We start from the raw sequence: 16797 nt of genomic DNA on the forward strand, positions 1-16797 counted from the left end.
ACATGTTAGGAACGTTCAGCTACGTCAACCCCACCAAGCTGTACTTCGGCGAGGACGCGCTCGACTCCCTCCACGGGGAGCTGGCGCGCTACGGCGACCGCGTGCTGCTGGCATACGGCGGCGGCTCCATCAAGAAGACCGGCCTGTACGACGAGGTGCGCGGCATCCTCGCGCGGTGCGGCAAGGAGGTGTTCGAGGTGCCGGGCGTCATGCCGAACCCCACCGTGGAGAAGCTGCTGGAAGGCTGCGCGGTGGCGCGCGACAACGACGTCGACCTGATCCTGGCCGTGGGAGGCGGCTCGACGGTGGACTACGCGAAGGCCGTGAGCGTGTCGGCCTGGTGCGACGAGGACCCGTGGGAGAAGTACTTCGCGCGCCTCGAGGAGCCCGAGAACCGCATCATCCCCGTGGGCAGCGTGCTGACCATGACGGGCACCGGCTCCGAGATGAACGGCGGCTCGGTGATCACGAACCGCGCGACGAAGCAGAAGATCGGCCACGTGTTCGGCGAGGAGGTTTTCCCGAGGTTCGCCGTTTTGAACCCGCGCCTCACGTTCACCGTGCCGCGCTACCAGATGGTCGCCGGCATCTTCGACATCATGTCGCACATCCTGGAGCAGTACTTCTCGGGCGACGACGACAACACCTCGGACTACCTGGCCGAGGGGTTCATGCGCTCGCTCGTGCACTCGTCGCGCATCGCCGCGGTGGACCCGGAGGACTACGAGGCGCGCAGCAACATCATGTGGACGGCGGCCTGGGCGCTGAACACGCTGATCGCGAAGGGCAAAACCACCGACTGGATGGTGCACATGATCGGCCAGTCCATCGGCGCGTACACCGACGCCACGCACGGCATGACGCTGTCGGCGATCTCGCCGGCGTACTACCGCCTCCTCATGCCCTACGGCCTGCCGAAGTTCGCCCGGTTCGCCACCGCGGTGTGGGGCGTGGACGCCGCCGGCAAGACCGACGAGCAGACGGCCGCCGAGGGGCTCGAGCGCATGGAGGACTGGATGCGCGAGATCGGGCTCGTGATGAGCATAACCGAGCTGGGCGTGACCGACGACATGATCGACGGCATCGCCGACGGCTCGTTCGTCATGGACGGCGGCTACCACGTGCTCGACCGCGACGAGATCGTGGCCGTGCTGAGGGCCAGCAAGTAGGTGAGCACAACGTCACGAGCGGGGCGGGGCGGCATGGGAAGCGCTCGTGTCGCCCCGCCCGCCTATCGAGGCTCGAACGGATTCTCCATCTCGATGCCGAGATAATCGAAATCATGCACGTTGCGCGTAGCGAGGACCGCCTCGTTGCGTTGGCATATCGAGGCGATCATCAGGTCTTCGATCGTAGGTACGCGACCGCTCGAAAGGGCGCGATCGTGCAGGCGCGCGCACAGAAACGCACTGAACGCATCGAAGGGGAACGTCTTGTCCGAGCAATCCATGACGATTGCCGAGATGGCCTCCTCCAAGAGTCGGCGGCGCTTTCCTTCCGGTAGGCGCAGCATGCCGAAGTACAGCTCTTTGACGGTTACCGAAGTAAGGTACACCTCCCCTTCGCGATCGAAGAACCAGTCGACGACGTCAGGCGATGGGTGAGGTTTCATCAGCTCCGAAACCACGTTCGTGTCGGCAACGTACCTCATAGCCAGCCCGCTGCGTCGAACGTGCGAGCGGGATGGCGCTCGGGAGCTTCGATCTCGAGGCCGTCCGCCGACGCAGCGGCCCTCCGGAGCATCGACACCCAGTCGCGCGGTTCAGGCTGCAAAGCGGATTCGAGGATCGCCCGCGCCTCGGCTTGTTGGGAGCGGCCGTTCTTCGCCGCGCGCGCGACAAGCGCGTCCTTGGCGCGGTGATCGAGGTTTCGAATGAGCAGGTCCGGCATGGCGATCCTTTCTCTTGAAGCGCAACCAGATGATATCATCGATATCATCTGGTTGCAAACGGGGAGGGGAACCGAAGAGCGGCGGTGCGATCGGCACCTCAGCGCTTCGCGGGCAGGCGTTTGACGGCTTTCGAGATATCCTTGTACTTCCGTTCCTTTTGGGCCAGGTAGCCGGCCTTGTCCTCGGCGAACGCGGTTTCGGCCTTCAGCTTGCGGTACGCCTGCCAGCGGCGCTCGGACAGCTCGCCGTCCGCGATGGCCTCGTAGACGGCGCACCCCGGCTCGGACGCGTGGGTGCAGTTCGAGAACCGGCACGAGGCGAACAGGCGCTCCACGTCGGCGAACCCCTGCTCGAGGCCCTCGGCGGCGTCCCCCAGCCCCAGCTCGCGCATGCCGGGCGTGTCCATCACGAGGCCGCCGCCCGGCAGCAGCACGAGCTGGCGGCGCGTGGTGGCATGACGGCCGCGGCCATCGGCGCGCACGGCGCGCGTTTCGAGGACGTCCTCCCCCAGCAAGCGGTTGACCAGCGTCGACTTGCCCACGCCCGACGAACCCAGAAGCGCGACGGTCCTGCCGGGGCGCAGGTAGGGGCGCACGGCCTCGCAGCCGCCCTCCTCCATCGACGACACGACCAGCACGTCGACGCCGAAGGCCACCGACTGCACGGCGCGCAGCCGCCGCTCCAAGCTGTCGCACGCATCGGCCTTCGTCAGCACCGCGACGGGCACCGCCCCGCTTTCCCACGCGAGCGTCAGGTAGCGCTCGAGGCGCCGCAGGTTGAAATCCCCGACGAGCGACATGCACAGAAACGCGGTGTCGATGTTCGCGGCCACCACCTGCCGCTCGAGCGTTGCACCTGCCGCCTTGCGCACGAAGGCGCTCGTGCGCGGAAGCACCTGCCCGATGATGGCGCGCCCGCCCGCGTCGTCCGCGCGGTCCATGAGGACGAAATCGCCCACCGCCGGGAAGTCGGCGGCCGAGCGGGCGGCATGGCGCAGCCTGCCCGCCGCTTCGGCGAAGAGCTCGCCCTGCGCGCCGACGACGCGATACAGCTCGTGGGCCTGGGACAGGACGCGTCCCACGACGGGGTCCTCGACGCCGGACGCCTCGCGCGCACGCTGCATGAGCGCGTCGGTCACGCCGTAGGCGCGCAAGTCGACGGCCGCCATCACGCCTCGCCCCCTTCGCGCGTTGGCGTGCCGCATGCGTCCGCCCCGAGCCCCTCGAGAGGGAACGGCGGCTCTGCCAGCGGCTTCACGGCGATGGACATGAGCTTGACGGGGTTGTCGTCGGCTGCGATGCGGTTGGAGCTCAGGTGCCCGCAGCGTTTGCAGCGGTGCACGATGGCCCATTCCCCGCCGTTGCGCACCCACACGCTGATGGGCTCCATGACGCTTTCGCACACGGACGCCCGGTCGCCGGGCCGCTCGTCGACGTGCAGGCTGTGCAGGCAGTGGGGGCAATGGTTGCGATGGCGGCTTCCCGCCTCGTCGGGCGTGACGAGGCGGCCGCACTGTTTGCAGATGAAGCTGTCCATGCAGGCATGAGCCTGGTAGAAGGCGCTGCCTCTCTTATATTTTTCCACGGTGGTTCTCCCAAAACGTTGATGGTCGTTGCCCTGTTTGGGAGGTTCCGGCGGAGACTAACGCTCGCAAACCTCCCGGCTTGCGACAAGCTCCACGCTACATCCTTGTGACAAAAGTCATGCTCCTCAAGTTGTGTTGACGCCGCCGTTTATACCACAGGAAGGCGGAGGGCCGCAAGCGCGGGCCCGGGGAGCCTCGCCCGCCGCGCGTCGCGCAGCGCGCGGGCGACCACCTTGTCGGGCGGCGCGAGCCCGGGGAAGGCCACGCGGCAAAGACCTCGGAATCTCTGCCAGAAGGCACGGTGCCAACCGCATGCGCCCCTGCCAGGCAGCGCGGGACCCTTCGGCCCGCTTCCCCGCTCAGGATGGCAAAGCGCCGATCGCGGAGGGACGGCTCGCGAGCCGAAGGCGAAGCGCGGCAAGGAAGGCGTGCGCGGCGGGCGGGAATCCGGTAGGATGGCACCAGGTTGTTTTCCTCGAGAGAATCGACGCCGCCATGCATGCAGAAAAGACCTCCTCGCCCCACCCCGGCCTGACGAGGAAAACGTGGACGCTCATCATCCTGCTGTCGTTCTTCGGGCAGGTGGCCTGGGCGCTCGAGAACAACTTCTTCAACCTGTTCATCCAGGACGTGTTCAACGCGTCGCTCGCCGATGTGGCGCTCATGGTGTCGGCCTCGGCGCTGACCGCGGCGGCCACCACCCTGTTCGTGGGCGCGTGGTCGGACCGCGTGGGCAGGCGCAAGGCGTTCATCGGCGCAGGCACCATCCTCTGGGGCGCGTCCATCATCGTGTTCGCGTACCTGCAGACCATCTCGCTCGCGCTGGCCGGCACCGCGGCGGCGGCCATGGCGTTCGGCGTGACGCTGACCATCGTGTTCGACTGCGTCATGACGTTCTTCGGCAGCCTGGCGAACGACTCGTGCTTCAACGCGTGGGTCACCGACATCACCACCGAGAAGAACCGCGGCAAGGTGGAGGGCGTGAACTCGGCCATGCCGCTGCTGGCGATGCTGGCCGTGTTCGGCGGTGCGATGTTCCTCATGATCGTGCGGCCCGACGGCACGGTGACCTACGACTACCCGCTGTTCTTCACCATCGTGGGCGTGGCCGTGGTGGTGCTCGGCATCGTGGTGGTGCTGCTCATGCAGGACTCGCGCCCCGAGCGCACGCAGGCGGGCGGCTACCTGGACAACGTGCGCTACGGCTTCCGCCCGCGCGCGGTGTCCGAGCACCGGATGCTCTACCTCGTGCTGCTGGCCTACCTCGTGTTCGCCACCGCGCTGCAGGTGTTCATGCCCTACTACGTGCTGTACCTGCGGCTTCCCTACATCCTGGGCGAGAACTACGTGTTCGTGATGGCCCCAGGCATCGTCATCGCGGCCGTGTTCACCATCCTGTACGGCAAGCGGGTCGATCGCCGCGGGTTCCTGCGCGCGGTCGTCGTGCCGCTCGCGCTGTTCGTGGCGGGATGCCTCGTGCTCACCCTGCTCACGAGCGCGGCGGGCGTGTTCGTCGGCTCGGTGCTCATGCTGTGCGGGTACCTGGGCGCGGTGGCGTGCTTCGGCGCCGAGGTGCGCAACAACACGCCCGCCGGCTACGTGGGGGCGTTCCAGGGCGTCCGCATCTTCATGGCGGTGCTCATCCCCATGCTCGTGGGGCCGTGGATCGGCTCGACCCTGAGCGCCACGTCGGGCGCCATCGGGTTCGGCGTGGTGGGAGACGGGTTCACGCCGTCGTCGCTCATCTTCTTGGGAGGCGCCGTCGTGGCGCTGCTGACGTTCGCCGTGCTGCCGTTCATCCGCGCGCAGCGGCGACGCAACGACTAGGGACGAAAAGGAGCCAGCCATGCTCGACCTCAAGCGCGTCATCGCAAGCGCGCCGCGCAAGCCGGAGCACGCCGCGCTGCAACCGCTGACCACGCCGTGGAGCGACTTCGCCGCAGCGGGCGGCGACCGCGCGGCGCACCACCCGCGCCCGCAGTTCGCGCGGGCGGCCTTCGAGGTGCTCGACGGGCGCTGGGACTACGCGATCGCGCCCGTCGCCGACGCGGCGAGCGCGTGGCGCGACGCCGAGCCGCCCGCCGCGTGGGACGGGGACATCCTCGTGCCGTTCTCGCCGGAAGCGCCCCTGTCGGGCGTCGGGCGGCAGCTGCAGCCGGGCGAGCTCCTGTGGTACCGGCGGCGCTTCGGCGCGCCGGAGGGGTTCGACGCATCCCGCCAGCGCTGCATCCTGCACTTCGAGGCCGTGGACTACGCATGCGCCTGCTCCGTGAACGGCGCGCGCGTGGGCGCGCATGCGGGCGGGTACCTGCCGTTCGCCTTCGACGTCACCGACGCGCTGACGGACGGCGACAACGAGCTGGTCGTATGCGTGCACGACCCGAGCGACGCCGGCGTGCAGCTGCGCGGCAAGCAGCGGCTTGCGCGCGGGGGCATCTGGTACACCGCGCAGAGCGGCATCTGGCAGAGCGTGTGGTTGGAGGCGGTGCCGAACGCGCACCTGGAGTCGCTCGCCATCGACGCGCGGGCCGACGAGGGAAAGCTCGTGCTGCGGGCGAACGTGCGCGCGGACGGCGGCGCGGATGCGGCAGCCGGGACGGCGCCGGCGGTGAGCGTGCGGCTGCTGGACGGCGGCGCGGAGGTCGGGCGCGCGTCCGCGGCGCCGGAGGACGGCGCCTGCACGATCGCCATCGACGTCGCCGACCCGCACCGGTGGAGCCCCGACGACCCGCACCTCTACGACCTCGAGGTGTCGTACGGCAACGACCGGGTGGGCAGCTACTGCGCGTTTCGCACCGTGACCGTGGAGGAGGACGGGCGCGGCGTGCGGCGGCTGTGCCTCAACCACGAGCCCGTCTTCCTGCGCGGCGTGCTCGACCAGGGGTACTGGCCCGACGGCCTCATGACCGCGCCGTCGGACGAGGCGCTGGCCTTCGACGTGCGCGCGATGCGCGAGGCCGGCTTCAACCTGCTGCGCAAGCACATCAAGGTGGAGAGCGACCGCTGGTACTACCACTGCGACAAGCTGGGGATGCTGGTGTGGCAGGACATGGTGAGCGGCGGCGCGGCGCCCGACCCGTGGCACTCCAGCTACAAGCCCACGTTCTTCCGCGGCTCGTGGGGCCGCTACGCCGACGACGACCCGCGCCACTACCCCGGGCTCGCGTCCGACAGCGCGGCGTTCCGCGCCGAGTGGACCGACGCGTGCGCCGCCACGGTGCGCCATCTGGGGAACCACCCGTCCATCGTGACCTGGGTGCTGTTCAACGAGGCCTGGGGGCAGTTCGACGCGCGCGCGGCGGTTGAGCTGGTGCGCGGGCTCGACCCGACGCGTCCCATCGACGCCGTCAGCGGCTGGTACGACCAGGCTTGCGGGGACTTCCTGAGCGTGCACAACTACTTCCGGCCGCTCGAGGTGTACGACGACGCGGCGCGGCCGCGGCGCGCGTTCGTCATCTCGGAGTTCGGCGGGCTGTCGTGCCACCTGGCCGCGCACAGCGCGCTGGCCTCGTCGTACGGCTACGCCGCGTACCCCGACCTCGCGTCGTTCCGCACGGCCGTGCGCGAGGTGCTCGCGCAGGCCGACGCGCTGGAGGAGGCGGGGCTCGCGGGCTACGTGTACACGCAGCTGTCCGACGTCGAGGAGGAGACGAACGGGCTTCTGACCTACGATAGGCGTGTCAACAAGCTGGCGGCCGAGGAGGGTACGCGATGAGAACCGAGGAAGAGGCGCTCGCGCACCTGCGGTGCCGATTCGCCACGCTGTTCGGCGACGCGGACGGGCGCGCGTTCGCGTTCGCCTCCGCGCCCGGACGGGTGGAGCTGGCCGGCAACCATACCGACCATCAGGGCGGGCGCACCATCTCCACCGCCATCGACCTGCGCATGTTCGCCCTGGCCGCGCCGAACGGCACCGACGACATCCGCGTGTGCATGGAGGGCTTCGGCGAGGCGCTTGTGAACGTCGGCGACCTCGAAGCGCGCGAGGAGGAGCGGGAGACGTCGCGCGCCCTCGTGCGCGGCATGGCGGCGGCGTTCGCGCGCGCGGGCGGCATGGTGCGCGGCTTCGACGCGGTGACGTGCTCGGACGTGCCCGCAGGGTACGGCGTGTCCTCGTCGGCCGCCTTCGAGATGCTGCTCGGGCTGCTGATCCGCGCGGTGTGCGAGCCGGACGGGCCCGCTCCGGAGCGCGACCTCACCTCGCTCGCGCTGGAAGGATCGTGGGCGGAGGACGTGCATTTCGGGAAGCCGAGCGGCGCGCAGGATCAGCTGGCGAGCGCGTACGGCGGCATCGTGAGCCTCGATTTCGAGGGCAGCGTGCCCCGTGTGGCGCCCGTCGACTTCGACGTGCGGACGAGCGGGCACGCCCTGTACCTGGTGGACAGCCGTTGCGACCATTCCCGCTACACCGACGAATTCGTGGCCATCCCCACCGACATGCGCGCCGTCGCACGGCGCCTCGGCCGCGAGAGGCTCGAAGACGTTCCCTATCGGGAGTTTCTGGAAGCGCTGGCGAGCGTGCGCGTCGAGCTCGGCGACCGCGCGGCGCTGCGCGCCCTTCACTACTTCGAGGAGACGCGGCGCGTGGCCGCGCAGGAGCAGGCGCTGGCGAGCGGCGATTTCGCGACGTTTCTCCGCCTCGTACGGCAATCGGGCGCATCGTCGGCCCAGTTCCTGCAGAACGTGTCGCCGCGCGGCGACGGCTCGGGCGACGAGCAGCCGGCCATGGTGATCCTCGCGCTGTGCGCGCACCTGCTGGGCGGGCGCGGCGCGTACCGCATCCACGGCGGCGGCTTCGGGGGCAGCGTGCTGGCCATCGTGCCGTGCGACGAGGCTTCGGCGTTCCGCACCTCGATGGACGCGCTGCTGGGCTACGAGGCCTGCCTGCCCGTGTCGATAGGCGCTCCGGGAGCGCGCGTCCGGCAGGTCGCCCGATGAGCGCGCCGCTGCCGCCGCCCGAGGAGGTGCGCGCGACGTTCGACCGCCTGCTCGCGCGCGAGGCCGAGCAGGCGGCAGCGTACCTGCACGGCCTCGGCGTTGCAAGCGGCTACCTCGCGGGAGCGGCCGACGCGCGCAGCATCCGCTGGACGAGCGGGAGCGCGTACGGCCCGCTCGAGTGCACCGTCAACCTCGCGAAGCCCGAGAAGGACCCGCGCGCCATCGCCGCGGCGGCGGGCGCGACGGACGCGGGAGGCGCGGGGGCCGAAAGCGGAGCGGGGGCCGGCGTCGGCGTGCCGCAGTGCGACCTCTGCTGGGAGAACGAGGGGTTCCCCGGCACGCCCGAGCACCCCGCCAAGCCGGGCCTGCGCATCGCCGCCATCGAGCTGGGCGGCGAGCGCTGGGGGCTGCAGTTCTCGCCGTACGCGTACTTCCCCGAGCACTGCATCGCGCTGTCCGCGGAGCATCGGCCCATGAAGATCGACGAGGCCGGCTTCGAGCGGCTGCTCGACTTCGTCGACCTGTTCCCGTTCTACTTCGTCGGCTCGAACGCCGACCTGCCCATCGTGGGCGGCTCCATCCTCTCCCACGACCACTTCCAGGGCGGACGCCATACGTTCCCCCTCATGAACGCGCCCGTCGAGCGCGCCGTCGAGCTGCCGGGGCTGCCGGAGGTGCGCGTCGGCGTCGTGACATGGCCGGCGTCGGTGCTGCGCCTCGCCTCGCGCGACCGCGCCGCCCTCGCGCGGGCGGCGGCGCGCGTGCTGGACGCGTGGCAGGGCTTCTCGTTCGAGCCGGGCGGCGTGCGCGCGTGCAGCCGCGGCGCCGGGGGCGCGCCCGTGCGCCACAACACGCTCAACCCCATCGTGCGGCGCGTCGGCCCCGCCTACGTCATGGACCTCGTGCTGCGCAACAACCGCGCCGACGGCGCGCGCCCGTGGGGCGTCTTCCATCCCGGCGAGGAGCTGCACCACATCAAGAAGGAGAACATCGGCCTCGTCGAGATCATGGGGCTGGCCGTGCTGCCGCCCCGCCTCGCCCGCGAGCTGCCGGCCGTAGAGCGCGAGCTGCGCGCGGCCGCGCGCGAGGGCCGCTCCCCGCGCGAGCTGGAGGCGCGCCTGCTGACCTGCGCGGACACCGCGCCCCACGCCCCCTGGGCGGCCGACGTGCTGGCCCGCCGAGGCGCGGACCTCGCCGCGGATCGCGCGGACGGCCCGCACGGCGGCGCCGAGGGCGGCGCGCCCGGCCCCGTCGTGCGCGAGGAGGTTGCCCGGGTGTTCGCCGCCGTCCTCGAATCCACCGGCGTCTTCAAGCGCGACGCCGTCGGCCGCGCGGGCTGGGACGCGTTCATCGGGGAGCTGGGCCGCTCCCGGTGAGGGCGAACCTGCGCTCGAGCCAGTCCATGAGGTCGTTCAGCGGGTGGCCCGGCCTCTCGCGCATGGCCAGGTAGAACGTCACGTGCACGGCGGCGTCTTCGAGGGGGATGGAGACGCGGTCGAGGTCGGCGCGCTTCAGCTCGGACTCGTCGGTGACGAAGCTCGGCAGCGGCGAGGTGCGCGCCAGCTGGCCGAACACCAGGTAGTCGCTCTGCGTGACGTAGTGGGCGCGCGGCATGAGGCGCTCGCAGATGTCGCGCCAGAACCCGATGCCGGCGTACAGCAGGAACGTCTCGCCGTCCAGCTCCGCAAGCGAGAGGGAGGAGCGGCCCGCCAGCGGATGGCCCTTCGGCAGGAACGCGCACAGGTCCTCGCGCATGAGCACGGCGCTGCGCACGCCCTCCCCCTCCGGACGGTACGGCACGATGGCGAAATCGAGGGTGCCGTCCAGCAGCCGGCGTTCGAGCTCGGCCACGGGCATGGTCTCGGGATTAGCCACGAGGTCGGGGCGGCGCTCGGCGATGGCGGGCATGAGCCGCCACAGCGGCGCGGGCGCGCACGTCCCGACGCGCAGCATGCTGCGGCGCGCCCGCAGACCGTCGAGCGCCTCCCGCATGCGGGCGACATCGCGCAGGATGCCCTGCGCGTGCTCGAGCGCCAGCAAGCCGGCCTCGTTGAGCTCCACGCTGTTCTTCGTGCGCGCGAACAGACTGGCGCCCAGCTCCGCCTCGAGGCGCTGCATCGAGCGGCTCAGCGCCGGCTGCGAGATGTGCGTCCGCTCCGCGGCGGCCGAAAACGTCCCGCACGACGCGACCGCCTCGAGCTGCCTCAGCTGTTCCAGTTCCATCGCTTCACCTCCGCTATGCGTTTCATGCATGGCTACAACGCTTCTTGCATTGTACTTCCTTCTTTCGGCTCTGCATACTATGCATAGAGAACCGATCACGACGAAAGGAAGCGACATGGATTACCTCACCTTGAGCAACAACGTGCGCATGCCTCTTTTGGGCTACGGCGTGTACCAGGTGGACGCCGGCGACGCCGAGCGCTGCGTGAGCGACGCCCTGGAAACGGGTTATCGCCACATCGACACCGCCCAGGCGTACTACAACGAGGAGGGCGTGGGCGCGGCCATCGCGAAGAGCGGCGTGGCGCGCGACGAGCTGTTCCTCACCACCAAGGTGTGGATCTACCACGCCGGCGAGAAGAACGCGGCGGCCTCCATCGACGGCTCGCTGCGCAAGCTGGGATGCGACTACGTCGACCTGCTGCTGATCCACCAGCCCTTCGGCGACTACTACGGAACCTGGCGGGCCCTGGAGGCCGCGTACCGCTCCGGCAAGGCGCGTGCCATCGGCGTGTCGAACTTCTACCCGGACCGCCTGGTCGACCTCTGCCGATTCAGCGAGATCAAGCCCATGGTGAACCAGGTGGAAACGCACGTGTTCCAGCAGCAGCGCGCCGCGCGCGAGGTCATGGACCGCTACGGCGTGGCGCACGAGTCCTGGGGGCCCTTCGCCGAGGGGCGCAACGGCTTCTTCTCGAACCCGGTGCTTGCGGCCGTGGGCGCGAAGCACGGCAAGACGGCGGCCCAGACGGCGCTGCGCTTCCTCATCCAAAGCGGCGTGGCCGTCATTCCCAAGTCGGTGCGCAAGGAGCGCATGCGGGAGAACTTCCAGGTGTTCGATTTCGAGCTGGACGCCGAGGACCTGGGCGCCCTGCGCGCGCTCGACAAGGGGGAAAGCCTGTTCTTCAGCCACTACGACCCGGAATTCGTCGAGTCCATGGCCGATTTCGGCACGCGCGTGATGTAGCGCGCCGCCGCCCCGCGGGCGACGCTCGCGGGGCGGCGGCGTTGCCGATCAGGCGCGCGCCAGCCCCTCGATCCACGGCTCCACCTCGTCGAGCGCGCCGGGAAGGCTGCCGCGCGTGAGATGCAGGGCTTCGCGCACGTCGGCTTCGGGGCACAGCTCGCGCAGGGCGTCGAGGGCGGCGGCGTTGCCGCTCGAGCTGCTCGTGGAGAACGGGGCCGTCGTCTTGCCCGCCAGGTCGTGCTGCGACAGGAACGCCCGCATCACGTGCGGCAGGCCGCCCCACCAGATGGGATGCCCGAGGTAGACGGTGTCGTAGGCGTCCCAATCGGGCGCTTCCCCGACGAGGGTCGGCAGGTAGCCCTCGTCCTGCTCGCGCTGCACCTGGGCGATCATGGCGTCGTAGTCGTCGGGGTACGCATCCGCCGTCTCGATGCGGAAGAGGTCGGCCCCCGTCGCCTCGGCGATGCGCTCGGCCACCGTAAGCGTGGTGCCCGAGTACGAGAACACCGCCACGAGAGCGCGTCCACCGCTCGTCCCCGAGGCCGGGGCGGGCGTCGGCTCGGGCTCCGCGCCCGGGGCGTCCGCCTCGGGCGCCTCGGGCGCCGCTGCGGGTTCGGCGGGCGCCGCGCACCCGGCCAGCACGCCCGCGCCGAGCACCGCCAGCCCCAAGCCGAACGAACCCATCACGAAGGTTCGCCGATCCATGTCCCGTTCGTTCATTTCATGCTCCTTTTCAATCGTTATCGCAGTATGCGGACGAGCTCGACGCCCTCGGCCTCGCCGCGGTCGCGGCTGTAGAGGCGCTCGACCGCGTTGTTCCAATGCTCGTGCACGCCGAGGTTTCCCACCGGGCCGCCCGCGCCGTCGCGGTAGGCCGCGCCCGACGGCGGCGCGGCGACGAGGGCGGCCTCGTGCAGGTAGTTCTCCACGCCCAGGTTGCCGTCGAGCGCGGCGTTGCGCGACGTGACCGCCGGCTGGTTGACGAGGAAGTCGGCGCCCACCGAGTCGAGCGCCACCGGATCCTGGGACAGCAGCAGGCTGGCAGCGAAGCCGCCGTCGAAGGGAGCGCCCTCCCACCGGGCGGCTTCGGCCGTGACCGATGCGCCCTCGGACGTGGCGGGCACGAGGCCGTCGAGCATCCACAGCATCGTCTTGCCGCCGAGGTGCGCGTTCGCCAGCAGGTCGACGAGCACCGTATACATGCCCATGACCTGGCCGGACACGAAACGATGCACGCCGGCGGCCTCGGGCGGGCGCAGACGGCTGGAATTGACGAGCGAGCCGAAGTGGTTCTTCGCGCTGAGCGTGAGGCCGTAGGAGTGCCCCTTGAGGCTGGCGAGCCCGATCAGGTAGTCGGCTTCCGACGCGCACGCCGGCACGACGTTGGCGTCGCCGGCCACGTCCGCGGACCACCGGATCGGCGCGTCCTCGTCGCCGACGACGTCGTTCGGGCCGCCCTCGTCGTTGTAGCGGAAGCGCACGCCGGCGAGCGCGCCCTCCGAGCACAGCGCGCGCACGTGCTCGGGGACGATGCGGCACACGTCGTACACCGCGATGTCGGACGCCGCCGCGCCCGCATCCTCCACGAGCGAGAGCAGCAGCGCCCGCAGCAGCACGGGCGTCGTATAGCTCATGGCGCTGTCGACGTCCGAGCCGTTCGTGCCCGCGCCGTTCATGTTGGCCTTGACGGCGATCTTCTGACCCGCCCGGTAGCCGCCGCTGCGCCCGACCCGGGCGTTGTGCGCCTCGAACAGCGCCCGCCACCCGGACGCCGCGTCGTCCGCGCCCGCCGTGGCGGCGATCCCGTCGTCCACCATGCGCCGCACCGCACCCTCGTCGAAGTGCTCGCGCTGCCACCAGTAGCCCGACCCGTCCCAGGTCACGGCCGCCGCGTCGCGCACCCAGGCAACGCGCCCCGGCAGGGCGCCCACACCGCGCCCGAGAGGCTCGTGCGGAGGGAACGCCGAATCGTAGGGAAGCTGCGCGACGCGCGGCGCATCGGGCGCGGGCGCCGGCGTTTCGGGGGCGGCGGATGCGGGCGCCGCCGCCGGTTGCTCGCCGCCGTTTGCGCAGCCGACCAGCGCCCCGCCTGCCAACGCGGTCGCCCCGAGCGCGGCCGCACCCATGACGAACGTGCGCCGATCCATGCGCGCTGCCTTGCGAGCGTCCTTCATCTCGTTCATCGCGACCCCTTTCGTCGTCGGCTTCCTGGTACCATAGCGGCTGGAGCGCACTTCAGGTCAAGCGGGAAAGGACGGTTTTATGGAGAAACTGCTTCTCGTTTCCCTGTTTCAGAACGTCACGGGCCTCCTTAGGCAAGTCGAACCCGACCTCAAGGGCAAATCCGTCACCTACATCCCCACGGCAAGCCGCGTCGAGCGCCGGGGGTTCCTCGCCCGCATGAGCCGATGGGCGCTGCGCGGCATGGGCCTGCGCGTGGACGCGGTCGACGTGTCCACCGCCCCCTACGAGGCCATGCGGCGCGCCTTCGAGCGCAACGACCTCGTCTTCGTCGTGGGCGGCAACACGTTCTACCTGCTGCAGGAGCTGAGGAAATCGGGAGCCGACGAGCTGCTGCGCGAAGCGGTGCGCGCGGGAAAGCTCTACATCGGGGAGTCGGCCGGGGCCATCGTCGCGGCGCCCGACATCGCGTACTCGCGCGCCATGGATCGTCCCGATCGCGCGCCCGACCTGCGCGACACCGTCGGGCTCGGCCTCGTCGATTTCTACCCGGTGCCCCATGCGAACAACCGCGAACTGGGACCGGCCGCCGAGCGTATCGTCCGCGAGCACGCCGGAGCCCTCGACGTACGCCCCTTCGACGACAACCAAGCGCTCTACGTGGAGAACGGAGCCGTGCGGGTGCTGAATACGTGAGGCGGAATGTCCCAAAAGGGGACTGTCCCCTTTTGGGACACTTTCAACCGTCCGTCCCCGCCGTGCGCCATAAAGGGTTACAGGATGCTGGCGGCGTAGAAGGCGTAGCGGGCGGTTGCCACGCCGACCAGCACGAGGGCGAACGCCGTCGCCGGGCCGACCGCGGCCGGGAGCTTGCCTTTCCAGGCCAGCAGGCCGAACGCGACGCCCGCAGCCGCCAGCACGACGGCTGCGGCGAACGGCAGCGCGTCGTAGCCGAGCGAGGCGAAGTGCGCGGCCACCAGCGCGATCGACGCGATCGCGAGCGCACCGAGAACCGTGAAGGCCGCGGCGAACAGGTCGTTGCGATACGTTCCGCCGCGCAACAGCGCCCACAGCGCCGCGCCCATGGCCAGGTCGCCCGCCACGAACAGCGGCAGCGTCTGCCACGTCGCCCAGGCGGGATTGCCGTAGCTCGTGAAGTACGCCCACCCCATGACGCCCATGAGCCCGAGCGCGGCCGCCGCAGCCGCGACGCGCACGACGCGCGGGCTCGCGCCACGGCGCAGCAGCAGCACGAAATCGACCAGCACCAGCACCCCGAACGCGATGGACCAGTACGCCTCCTCCGCGATCATCGACGCGGGGTTGCTCATCGCCAGCAGGAACCGCTCGGGACGCCCGAGGTGCCCGAGCACGCCCAAGAGCCCGACGCCCAACAGCGCGAGGCACGCGAGCGGGAACAACCAGGGGCGCTTCGCCTCTCGCCCGTCGTCCGCAAAGCACGCGGCAACCGCGTACGCCCCGGCAGCCATGCCGCCCAGGGTCGTGAACGCGAACAGGGGGAATTCGGTAATCAATGCCATCACCATCCTCATCGCGTTCCCGCGCACGAACGCGCGGGAACAAGCTCGTAATCCTCGATGCCGTACGGGCGCAGCGCCTCGAGCGCCGCAAGCGCTTCGCGCGCAGCCTCGAGCGCGCGGGCCTCGGCGCTCCCCTGCCGCACGTCCGGCGCACCGACGGGCGTCCCTTCGGCGGCCAGGCCCTCGGCCCAGTACGCCGCCTCAGCAAGGAACACGGCGTCCACGCGTGCGAACGCCGCAAGCGCCTCGATCAGCTGCGGGTACAGCACCGCCGTCCTCGACCGCCGCACCGCCTGGGCGAACGCGTCCAACCAGCTCGTCAGATGCGCCGCCACGAACGCCTCCTCGTCGCGCAGCTCGACGGCGAGCCCGTTCGCGTCGCCCGCACGCAGCGCCGCCAGCGCCACACCAGAGCGCTGCGCCAGGAACGCGCACAGCAGGGCCGCATGGTCGTCGGGCACGCGCGCGAGGCGCTTCGGCTCGAAGCCGTGCGCACGGTAGGCGGCGCGCACGGCCAGCGTGCTCTCCTGGAACAGCGACGGCTCGTGCGTGCGATAGGGCGACTCCCAGGAGAACGCCGGCAGCGGCCCAGGGCCGACGAACAGCCGCACGTGCTCGTCGCGCGTCTCGTCGAGCAGAGCAGCGCGATCCTCGCGCGCGGCCAAGCTTTGCAGGAAGCGTCCGAACCCGCGCATCGTCGCGTCGTCTTCAGCGTAGGTGCCCACCACCTCGGCGGTCCCCCGCCCCAGCAGCACGTCGAGCGCCGGCGCGTCCGGCGCGGCGCCGAGCAGCTTGTGGAACAGCGTGTACAGATAGGCGCGGGACAGCAGCAGCTCCTCGAGCGCGAACGACTCCTCCGCGACCCCGGCGACCGTCGCCGCCTCGGCCGCGCTCACAGGGTCACCTCGCGGAAATCCTCGCGCAGCGCTCCCGCGCTCGGACGCAGCAGCAGGTTCGGGTGCGTGACGTCGGCGCTCGGCAGCACGGGCAGCTCGCTCGTCAGATCGTCTCCGTGCGCGGCGCGCAGCCCGTCCAGCTCGCCGAACTCGAGGGCCCGCATGGGGCACGCGTCCACGCACACGGGATTGCGACCCGCATCGCGCAGCGCCTTGCAGGCGTCGCACTTCGCGATGAGGTTCGCGTCCTCGTCGTGCTGTGGCGCGCCGTAGGGGCACACCGTCATGCAGTTGCGGCAGACCACGCAGCGGTCGGCATCGTATTGCACGGTGCCGTCGCCGGCCTTGTGCAGGGCGGCCGTGGGGCAGCCCGCCACGCACGCCGGGTCGTCGCAGTGGTTGCACGACAGCGCGAGGTGGAACAGGCTCACGTCCGGATACGTCCCGCACTCGAACGAATCCACCCTGCGCGGGCGCGGGCCCGCCGATTGCAGGTCGCGACGGTCCTTGCACGCCACCTGGCAGGTGCGGCAGCCGATGCAGCGTTGCAGGTCAACGTAGAATCCCAAGCTCAT

At 70.6% G+C, this 16797-nt stretch carries 17 protein-coding genes; 7 read left to right on the forward strand and 10 right to left on the reverse strand.

The window, feature by feature from the left end:
* Positions 1-2 precede the first annotated feature (2 nt).
* The gene (locus H8S61_RS14510) at positions 3-1169 is read left to right on the forward strand and encodes an iron-containing alcohol dehydrogenase (protein WP_186939474.1); all 1167 of its coding nucleotides are present in this window, start codon (positions 3-5) and stop codon (positions 1167-1169) included.
* Positions 1170-1231: 62 nt separating this feature from the next.
* Here H8S61_RS14510 and H8S61_RS14515 read toward each other — a convergent pair whose 3' ends face one another.
* The 4 genes from H8S61_RS14515 to H8S61_RS14530 all read right to left on the reverse strand — a co-directional run bounded on the left by H8S61_RS14515 (position 1232) and on the right by H8S61_RS14530 (position 3475).
* Complete coding sequence (locus tag H8S61_RS14515) at positions 1232-1651, reverse strand: type II toxin-antitoxin system VapC family toxin (protein ID WP_255466636.1); 420 nt, start codon at positions 1649-1651, stop codon at positions 1232-1234.
* The gene (locus tag H8S61_RS14520) at positions 1648-1890 is read right to left on the reverse strand and encodes a FitA-like ribbon-helix-helix domain-containing protein (RefSeq protein WP_160943207.1); all 243 of its coding nucleotides are present in this window, start codon (positions 1888-1890) and stop codon (positions 1648-1650) included. The genes H8S61_RS14515 and H8S61_RS14520 overlap by 4 nt, the downstream gene beginning before the upstream one ends.
* 98 nt (positions 1891-1988) lie before the next feature.
* Positions 1989-3059 carry a ribosome small subunit-dependent GTPase A gene (rsgA, locus tag H8S61_RS14525; protein WP_186939517.1) on the reverse strand — a complete coding sequence of 357 codons (1071 nt, stop codon included), beginning with the start codon at positions 3057-3059 and terminating at the stop codon, positions 1989-1991.
* Positions 3059-3475: an RNHCP domain-containing protein gene (locus H8S61_RS14530; RefSeq protein WP_366458512.1), complete on the reverse strand. Its 417-nt coding sequence runs from the start codon at positions 3473-3475 to the stop codon at positions 3059-3061. The genes rsgA and H8S61_RS14530 overlap by 1 nt, the downstream gene beginning before the upstream one ends.
* 496 nt (positions 3476-3971) lie before the next feature.
* Here H8S61_RS14530 and H8S61_RS14535 point away from each other — a divergent pair, with 496 nt between their 5' ends.
* Genes H8S61_RS14535 through H8S61_RS14550 form a run of 4 tightly spaced genes read left to right on the forward strand, consistent with a single transcriptional unit; the run spans position 3972 to position 9790 of the window.
* Positions 3972-5303, forward strand: a complete 1332-nt coding sequence (locus H8S61_RS14535) for an MFS transporter (protein WP_186939475.1) — start codon at positions 3972-3974, stop codon at positions 5301-5303.
* Positions 5304-5322: 19 nt separating this feature from the next.
* Entirely contained in the window at positions 5323-7191 is a 1869-nt protein-coding gene (locus H8S61_RS14540; protein WP_186939476.1) for a glycoside hydrolase family 2 protein, read from the forward strand.
* Positions 7188-8414 carry a galactokinase gene (locus H8S61_RS14545; RefSeq protein ID WP_186939477.1) on the forward strand — a complete coding sequence of 409 codons (1227 nt, stop codon included), beginning with the start codon at positions 7188-7190 and terminating at the stop codon, positions 8412-8414. Before H8S61_RS14540 ends, H8S61_RS14545 begins: the two co-directional genes overlap by 4 nt.
* Positions 8411-9790 (forward strand): galactose-1-phosphate uridylyltransferase, encoded by a 1380-nt coding sequence (locus H8S61_RS14550; protein WP_186939478.1) that lies wholly within the window; start codon positions 8411-8413, stop codon positions 9788-9790. The genes H8S61_RS14545 and H8S61_RS14550 overlap by 4 nt, the downstream gene beginning before the upstream one ends.
* Here the strand turns inward: H8S61_RS14550 and H8S61_RS14555 are convergent.
* Entirely contained in the window at positions 9762-10637 is an 876-nt protein-coding gene (locus H8S61_RS14555; RefSeq protein ID WP_186939479.1) for a LysR family transcriptional regulator, read from the reverse strand. The two genes, H8S61_RS14550 and H8S61_RS14555, sit on opposite strands and share 29 nt — an antisense overlap.
* Before the next feature lie 115 nt (positions 10638-10752).
* Here H8S61_RS14555 and H8S61_RS14560 point away from each other — a divergent pair, with 115 nt between their 5' ends.
* On the forward strand, positions 10753-11604 hold the full coding sequence (locus tag H8S61_RS14560; RefSeq protein WP_160943200.1) for an aldo/keto reductase: 852 nt from the start codon (positions 10753-10755) through the stop codon (positions 11602-11604).
* A gap of 48 nt (positions 11605-11652) precedes the next feature.
* Here the strand turns inward: H8S61_RS14560 and H8S61_RS14565 are convergent, their stop codons facing one another.
* Both H8S61_RS14565 and H8S61_RS14570 read right to left on the reverse strand, forming a co-directional pair.
* Positions 11653-12324 carry a flavodoxin gene (locus tag H8S61_RS14565; protein WP_186939480.1) on the reverse strand — a complete coding sequence of 224 codons (672 nt, stop codon included), beginning with the start codon at positions 12322-12324 and terminating at the stop codon, positions 11653-11655.
* A gap of 20 nt (positions 12325-12344) precedes the next feature.
* Entirely contained in the window at positions 12345-13787 is a 1443-nt protein-coding gene (locus tag H8S61_RS14570) for a DUF362 domain-containing protein (RefSeq protein ID WP_255466638.1), read from the reverse strand.
* Positions 13788-13866: 79 nt separating this feature from the next.
* Here H8S61_RS14570 and H8S61_RS14575 point away from each other — a divergent pair, with 79 nt between their 5' ends.
* The gene (locus H8S61_RS14575) at positions 13867-14481 is read left to right on the forward strand and encodes a Type 1 glutamine amidotransferase-like domain-containing protein (RefSeq protein ID WP_186939481.1); all 615 of its coding nucleotides are present in this window, start codon (positions 13867-13869) and stop codon (positions 14479-14481) included.
* A 77-nt stretch (positions 14482-14558) separates the two neighbouring features.
* Here the strand turns inward: H8S61_RS14575 and H8S61_RS14580 are convergent, their stop codons facing one another.
* From H8S61_RS14580 to H8S61_RS14590, 3 genes are read right to left on the reverse strand one after another with little or no spacing between them, the layout of a single operon-like run.
* Positions 14559-15326: a DmsC/YnfH family molybdoenzyme membrane anchor subunit gene (locus H8S61_RS14580; protein WP_186939482.1), complete on the reverse strand. Its 768-nt coding sequence runs from the start codon at positions 15324-15326 to the stop codon at positions 14559-14561.
* An 8-nt stretch (positions 15327-15334) separates the two neighbouring features.
* Complete coding sequence (locus H8S61_RS14585) at positions 15335-16222, reverse strand: TorD/DmsD family molecular chaperone (protein ID WP_186939483.1); 888 nt, start codon at positions 16220-16222, stop codon at positions 15335-15337.
* Complete coding sequence (locus H8S61_RS14590) at positions 16219-16797, reverse strand: 4Fe-4S dicluster domain-containing protein (protein WP_186939484.1); 579 nt, start codon at positions 16795-16797, stop codon at positions 16219-16221. Before H8S61_RS14590 ends, H8S61_RS14585 begins: the two co-directional genes overlap by 4 nt.

The organism is Eggerthella hominis, from assembly GCF_014287365.1.
GTDB classification, from domain to species: domain Bacteria; phylum Actinomycetota; class Coriobacteriia; order Coriobacteriales; family Eggerthellaceae; genus Eggerthella; species Eggerthella guodeyinii.